At 45.4% G+C, this 6,531-nt stretch carries 8 protein-coding genes and 2 tRNA genes; 2 read left to right on the top strand and 8 right to left on the bottom strand.

Annotated elements, in window-relative coordinates:
• Positions 1–94: 94 nt before the first annotated feature.
• Positions 95–352, bottom strand: a complete 258-nt coding sequence (locus tag AC1U9U_RS14915) for an HNH endonuclease (protein ID WP_479961342.1) — start codon at positions 350–352, stop codon at positions 95–97.
• A gap of 207 nt (positions 353–559) precedes the next feature.
• Between AC1U9U_RS14915 and AC1U9U_RS14910 the strand changes: the two genes are divergently transcribed.
• Positions 560–733: a type II toxin-antitoxin system HicA family toxin gene (locus AC1U9U_RS14910; protein WP_479961341.1), complete on the top strand. Its 174-nt coding sequence runs from the start codon at positions 560–562 to the stop codon at positions 731–733.
• A 39-nt stretch (positions 734–772) separates the two neighbouring features.
• On the top strand, positions 773–1,159 hold the full coding sequence (locus AC1U9U_RS14905) for a type II toxin-antitoxin system HicB family antitoxin (RefSeq protein ID WP_479961340.1): 387 nt from the start codon (positions 773–775) through the stop codon (positions 1,157–1,159).
• A gap of 149 nt (positions 1,160–1,308) precedes the next feature.
• Here AC1U9U_RS14905 and AC1U9U_RS14900 read toward each other — a convergent pair.
• The 7 genes from AC1U9U_RS14900 to dnaE form a co-directional block, all read right to left on the bottom strand.
• A tRNA-Ile gene (locus AC1U9U_RS14900) sits at positions 1,309–1,383 on the bottom strand.
• A 218-nt stretch (positions 1,384–1,601) separates the two neighbouring features.
• A tRNA-Leu gene (locus AC1U9U_RS14895) sits at positions 1,602–1,688 on the bottom strand.
• Positions 1,689–1,849: 161 nt separating this feature from the next.
• Positions 1,850–2,965, bottom strand: coding sequence for an acetyl-CoA carboxylase carboxyltransferase subunit alpha (locus tag AC1U9U_RS14890; protein ID WP_479961339.1), 1,116 nt, complete (start codon positions 2,963–2,965; stop codon positions 1,850–1,852).
• Entirely contained in the window at positions 2,949–3,884 is a 936-nt protein-coding gene (accD, locus tag AC1U9U_RS14885) for an acetyl-CoA carboxylase, carboxyltransferase subunit beta (RefSeq protein WP_479961338.1), read from the bottom strand. The genes AC1U9U_RS14890 and accD overlap by 17 nt, the downstream gene beginning before the upstream one ends.
• A 2-nt stretch (positions 3,885–3,886) precedes the next feature.
• Positions 3,887–4,087: a glutamate decarboxylase gene (locus AC1U9U_RS14880; protein ID WP_479961337.1), complete on the bottom strand. Its 201-nt coding sequence runs from the start codon at positions 4,085–4,087 to the stop codon at positions 3,887–3,889.
• A 169-nt stretch (positions 4,088–4,256) separates the two neighbouring features.
• Positions 4,257–4,748 (bottom strand): pantetheine-phosphate adenylyltransferase, encoded by a 492-nt coding sequence (gene coaD / locus AC1U9U_RS14875; protein ID WP_479961336.1) that lies wholly within the window; start codon positions 4,746–4,748, stop codon positions 4,257–4,259.
• Between the two features lie 31 nt (positions 4,749–4,779).
• Positions 4,780–6,531: DNA polymerase III subunit alpha (gene dnaE / locus AC1U9U_RS14870; RefSeq protein ID WP_479961335.1), on the bottom strand; the 1,752-nt coding region annotated here is incomplete at its 5' end.

Genomic DNA, 6,531 nt, shown 5'->3' with positions numbered 1-6,531 from the left:
TCGGTATCCAGAACGGCTACTCAAAACTTTTCGACCTCTCCCTACCCCCTAACCGTATATCCCCCTATCAGCCGCCGTTTTGGCAGCATGATGTCTAATCACACAATGACCTAAGATTACTCAGTGTCATCCTCAGATGCCAAGCCACCTTCAGGGGGATGATGTGATCCACAGGGCCGGCGGGGGTAATCTTCTTCTCATTCAGGCATTCTTGACATAAGTAATTGTCGCGTGTTAAAGCTTGCTTCCTGGCCCTGTCCCATTCCACCGAACGAAAGAAAGCATCGGCTTGCTTATCTCGTTTATATTGGTCATACTGCTTGTTTCTTTCCCGTTTTTCTGCATCGGCCAAGTGTGCGTGCTCCTGGCAGTATCCCGCTTGCGTTAAGTTAGTGCACCCCGGTTTTCGACAGGGTCTGAATGGCTTACTTGGCATAGTCAATCACCCAAAACAAAAGAAGCCTTTCAGCCCATATATTTTACTTTTCTACCATCTCTTTCTATCAGGCCTATTGATCATACACATCAAGTGTGTATAATATAATTAAGAGGTGAGGAGATGAAGCGCAAAGACCTAATCAGGCTTCTTGAGAACAATGGTTGGTGGTTCAAACGAGAAGGTCACGACCACACCATATACACCGGCGGAACCCACAACGAACCAATCTCAAGACAGACAGACATTGATGACATACTGGCAAAGAAAATCATCAAGCGGCGGGGTTTGAAATAAAACTTCGTCGCCAATAAAAACTATAAAGGAGTGTTTAGATTGATTAAAGCTTATCCTGTTATTCTGACTCCCACACAACACGGATATGTAGTAACCGTTCCTGACTTAGATATAAATACTCAAGGGTCAGATATTGCTGAAGCCATCTATATGGCCCGCGATGCAATCGGTCTATGGGGAATAACAGAACAAGATGATGGGCGGGAAATTCCTGAGCCGTCCACATCCGAACCGGCTCACGAACCTAACGAGATCGTAACCTGGGTAGATATTGATTTTGACAAGTATCGTAAGGCCAACGATATGACAACAATGCGCATTAACGTCTCTGTCCCGAAGTATCTCAAGGTCTTAGGCGATGAAGCCGGAGTGAATTTTTCGCAGGAATTGCAAGAACGCCTAAAAGAAAAGCTCGTCAAAAACTAACCTTAGCCAGCCACGTTAAGCAGCCCTAGTGGCTGCTTTTATTTTGTATCGCCGTTAAACTCCTTTTCTTGTGATGCTCACACCAAGTCACAATACAAGGTTATTCTCACAGGTGTCTCTACAATCCCATGATATCACCGCCTTAGTTTTGGTAGCCGCGTCAAGACTCGAACTTGAATCTGTCGCTTATAAGGCAACTACTCTAACCTTTGAGCTACATGGCTTCGACATAATTAAAGCGACCAGTCCATGTTTCACCTGGCCGCTTGAGTGGAGAGGAGGAAAATGGGGATAATAAAAGAACCACCGCAGGGATGGCTCTATAAATACACAAATAAAAAAAACAGGACTCGCACAAGTCCTGCTTCACTGAAAAAATCAGTTGTTAACTATTTGTTAACTAAAAATTTATTTTCTTAACGATTCAAATCGCTGTAATCGTTGGTGCGAGTGGTCGGAGTCGAACCGACACATCCGTTAAGATAACGGTTTTTGAGACCGTCGCGTCTGCCTGTTCCGCCACACTCGCATACTGCCTCAGCAGGTCACCACGGCAACTGGTGACTTAGATATAATAGCACAACGAATAAAAATGTGTCAAGGTCTTTCAGTTAGAATCTCCTAAAAACTCTTCACTAAAGCACATGCATCGTAGAAAAACAACATCCTAGGTTGTCAACACCTTAACATCTAAACCCTAAGCCCATCGGGTCCCGAGCCTTGAGATCTTTCTTGAGAATCATCCTGAGAATCATCCGGAGAATCATCCTGCGAACCTGTCTCCAAAGGATCATGCAGTTCCTGTGCATCTGCGTGGTACAGACCATCGTGACTAGAATTGTCCTCCCCAGCTTTCTCTTCGAACCGACCAATGTTCATGAGTTTTTTGTAACGCATGTTTTGCAAGGTCTCCGGGGAAATTCCCATAAGATCTAGGAGAGCCTGGTGGATGGCTTTCTTCATTTCCTCGGCAGTCTTTTCTACACTGCGGTGCGCTCCTCCCAAGGGTTCTTTGATAATCCCGTCAGCGATCCCCAATTCAAGCAAGTCTTGAGCGGTAAATTTCAAAGCAGAAGCGGCATCTTTAGCTTTACTTGGGTCCTTCCAAAGGATCGAGGCACAGCTTTCGGGAGCGATCACTGAGTAAAAAGAATTCTCCAGCATCAAGATGGTGTTTCCTACACCCAGAGCCAGTGCCCCACCGCTGCCTCCTTCCCCAATGACTGTACAGATAATGGGAACTGTATAGTTAGCCATAGCCTGAAGGCAACGGGCTATAGCTTCCCCCTGCCCTCTTTTTTCAGCCTCTAAATCACAGGCGGCACCAGGAGTATCGATGAAGGTAAGAATCGGTCGATGGAATTTCTCCGCTTGGTCCATGAGGCGCAGAGCCTTTCGGTAGCCTTCCGGATGGGGCATACCAAAATTTCGCTGGATATTCTCTTTGGTATCATTTCCTTTTACATGAGAAACCACCGTAACAGGAATTCCCTGAAAAACAGCAATCCCACCTACGATCGCTCGATTATCGGCATAAAGCCGATCTCCTTTAAGTTCGATAAAATCCTCAAAGAGCAAGGGGGCATATTCGTAGAAATTAGGCCTCTCCATATGTCGAGCAATCTGAACCTTTTGCCAAGGCTCCAGATTGCCGTAGATTTCTTTTCTCAACCGAACCAGTCTGCGCGTCAGCTTGGAAATTTCCGGCGTAAGATTGATATCTTTCTCCTTGGAAAACTCCTGTAACTCCGCAATCTTTTGCTCAAGTTCAAGGATAGGCTTTTCAAAATCAAAGTGTTGAGCCATAACCTGCCCCTCCCTGGTGATAACGCAATAAACGTGCTAAAACCTTCCGCATCTCGGCACGTTCAACTACACAATCGATCTGTCCGTGCTCCTGATTAAACTCGGCAGTTTGAGCCCCTTCCGGCAGTTCCTTACGCATGGTCTGCTTAATGACCCGAGGGCCTGTAAAGCCGATCAGTGCTCCCGGTTCAGCTATCTGAATATCCCCTAAGGAAGCATAACTGGCTGTTACGCCACCAAAGGTGGGATCTGTTAGTACAGAAATATATAACAACTTCGCTTCGGCTAATCTGCCTAAAGCCGCACTGGTCTTAGCCATCTGGTACAAAGAAAGGATACCTTCCTGCATACGTGCACCGCCGGAAGTGGAGAAAATCACCAAAGGACAGCGCAGTTCAACGGCCCGCTCAATAGCCCGGGTGATCTTTTCCCCAGTCACAGAGCCCATACTGCCCATCATAAAGTTCCCCTCATTCAAAGCCAAAACTACAGGATTTCCTTCGATCATAGCTTTTCCGGTCAGGACCGACTCAGAAACATCGGATTTCTTATGGGCGTCCTCTAGTTTTTCCTCATATTCCGGAAAACCAAGGGGGTTAGCAGTTTGCAACTCTGCATCCCATTCCTCGAAGGTTCCCGGATCAACTAAATGCTGGAGCCTTTCCCGGGCGGGAATCCGGAAATGATAATTACAGGTAGTACAGACCCGTTGGTTCTCAATAAGATCTTTTTTAAAAATCACTTCCCCACACGTGGGACATTTAAGCCAAAGCCCATCCGGCAATTCCTTACGGGCTGAGACCGGCTGTGCAGAATCCTCATTAATCGGAGGAATCTGTTCTCCCTTAGGAACACTTTTAGAAGGCAGGGTACTAATGGTTGCGTATTTTCGTTTTTTACGAAAAATATCTTTTAGCATGCCTAGCTCCCCATATAGCTAGTGATAATTTCATGAGCTTCTTCCGCTTCTGATTCGGGAACAAGAATCTCCACAGAGGCATGATCCCCCAGATGCGCCGAGCCAATGGGACGAAGTTGCACTAGCATCCCTTCTTCACTTAGCGATTTTTTATACTTTTCTGCGATTGCTTTGTTTGGTGCAATATAAATAACGGTCCACATAGCAAATCCTCCTTGCTCAAAAAGAGAAACATACCCAAATTTTGTGGATATGTCGAATACCGTTAGTACAAGTTAATGACCAGCTAGTAATTTTCATAATAACATAGGCTAAGGGGTTCATGCAAGAAAGCTTGTCCAAGGGTAAGTACAAGCAAAAACTACTTTGTACTTAAGGATTCTTCCCTCTTCTAAGCTTGTCATAAAGGGCTTCTTCCACATGAGCTGGCACAAATTCACTGATACCCCCATTTAAGCTAGCAGCCCATTTAATTGAGCTTGAACTGATGAAGGAAAACTCACTTTGGGTCATTAAAAAAATAGTTTCGATATCACTGGCCAGTTTCTTATTCATAAGAGCCAATTGAAACTCATATTCAAAATCCTGCATAGCTCTTAGGCCCCGAATAATAACATTGGCTCCACATTCTCTGGCAAACTCCACCGTAAGCCCCTCAAAACCTTTCACTTGAACCTGGGGCATATCTTGGGTTGCTCTCTCTAATAGTTCTATACGTTCTTCCAACGAAAAAAGAGTGGTCTTGTTGCTATCTACTGCAACGGCAACAATCACCTTATCAAAAAACTCAGTTGCCCTTTTAAGGATATCAAGATGCCCGATGGTAACGGGATCAAATGTTCCTGGATAAATAGCTATACGCACTAGACCTTCCTCTTTTCAATTTATATTTTGGTCAATTCGCCTTCCACACTACATTGCTTTTTCCTAGTATGTTTGACAAATCTTGAATTAATTCCTCTATATCAGTCACCCAAAATTCGCGATTACCTTGAATTAACTTTTTATCTTGTTCGAAGAAAAAAAGCACAGGATTGGGTCCCTTATAATGACGCAACACTGGTAAGATCTCTTCAAGGAGAGGGGTCCCTTCCTTGGGAAGCCTAAGATAAAGTTTCCGGCTTAATGCTTGTCCCCTGCTTCCGTTCCACTGTTCCGGTGGTCTTGACAGACGCTCTTGGATATTTTCCAGGTCGGTGATACGCTGCGCAAAAATCTTACGCTCATCATCCCGAATATTATATCTCCCCTCAACTATCACAATCTGATCATCTTGTACTCTCGCGCCTTGAGCAAAAACCTTAGGAAAAACCAGAACCTCGATAGAGCCCGTTAGGTCTTCCAAAGTAAAGCTGGCCATCATTTCCCCACGTTTGGTCACGGTAGTTCGATAGCCGGTGACTATACCTCCCAAAATGACCTTTTTCTCTTCCTCACCTTCCAAGCAACTAAGAATATCCTCAGAAGTAGCATTCTTCAACTTCGGCAGCACACTTTCCAAGGGGTGACCGCTGAGGTAGAGGCCTAAATATTCCTTTTCCATGGCCAATAGCTCTCGCGGTGAATACTCTTCGACATCAGGGAGGTCAAACCCTTCATCAAGAGAATCACTAAAATCAAATAGAGAAAATTGACCGCTTTCTCGATCTTTCTGCCTACGTTGAGCCATTTCTAAGACCGAGTCTAAGGCTAATAATCCTTGAGCTCGCTTGCATAGCGAACCAAAGGCCCCCGCCCTTAGTAGGCTTTCCAAAACCCTCTTATTCAAGACCTTACTATCCACCCTAATGCAAAAATCATAAAGGGAGGCAAAAGGTTCTTCCTGCCGGGCTTCGATGATTTTTTCCACCACATTGATACCCACATTGCGAATGGCCCCCAAACCAAAGCGAATCCCCTGACCTTCAATACTAAAGCCCACCTGGCTTTTTTGCACATCCGGTGGTAGGATCTGGATACCGCTTTGCCGAGCCTCGTGGATATAAAAGGAAACCTTGTCCGCCGAACTCATGACAGTACTGATCAAGGCAGCATTGAATTCCAGAGGGTAATTAGCTTTTAGGTAAGCAGTCTGGTACGAAATCACCGCATAAGCCGTAGCATGACCCTTATTAAAGCCATATTCAGCAAACTTAGCCATCAAGTCGAAGATCTCCCCGGCCTCTTGCTCAGTCAGCCCGCATTTTAAGGCCCCGGCGATTATTTCCTCCTCGTCGGCACCTTTCTGACCATAAATAAAGCTTTGCCGTTCTTCTTCCATGATCTCCTTTTTCTTTTTACCCATAGCTCGGCGCAACAAATCCGCTCGTCCTAGGGAATAACCAGCTAAGTCTCGAGCTATCTGCATAACTTGCTCTTGGTAGACGATTACTCCGTAGGTGCTTTTGAGGATGGGTTCCAGCTTCGGATGAAGATAGGAAATCTTGCCCCCATGCTTACGGCGGATAAATTCCGGAATTTGCTCCATTGGCCCGGGGCGAAATAGGGAAATTACCGCAATAATATCTTCAAAGCATGATGGCTTGAGCTCCTTAAGTACGGAACGCATACCCCCGCTTTCTAACTGAAAAACGCCGGTACTATTGCCCTTAGAAAGCATCTCGAAGGTTGCAGGATCATCTAAGGGTAAGGTCTGAAGATCAATGAT

It is taken from the genome of Desulfitobacterium sp. (assembly GCF_982384815.1).
This window is presented reverse-complemented; position numbering and strand designations above follow the sequence as displayed.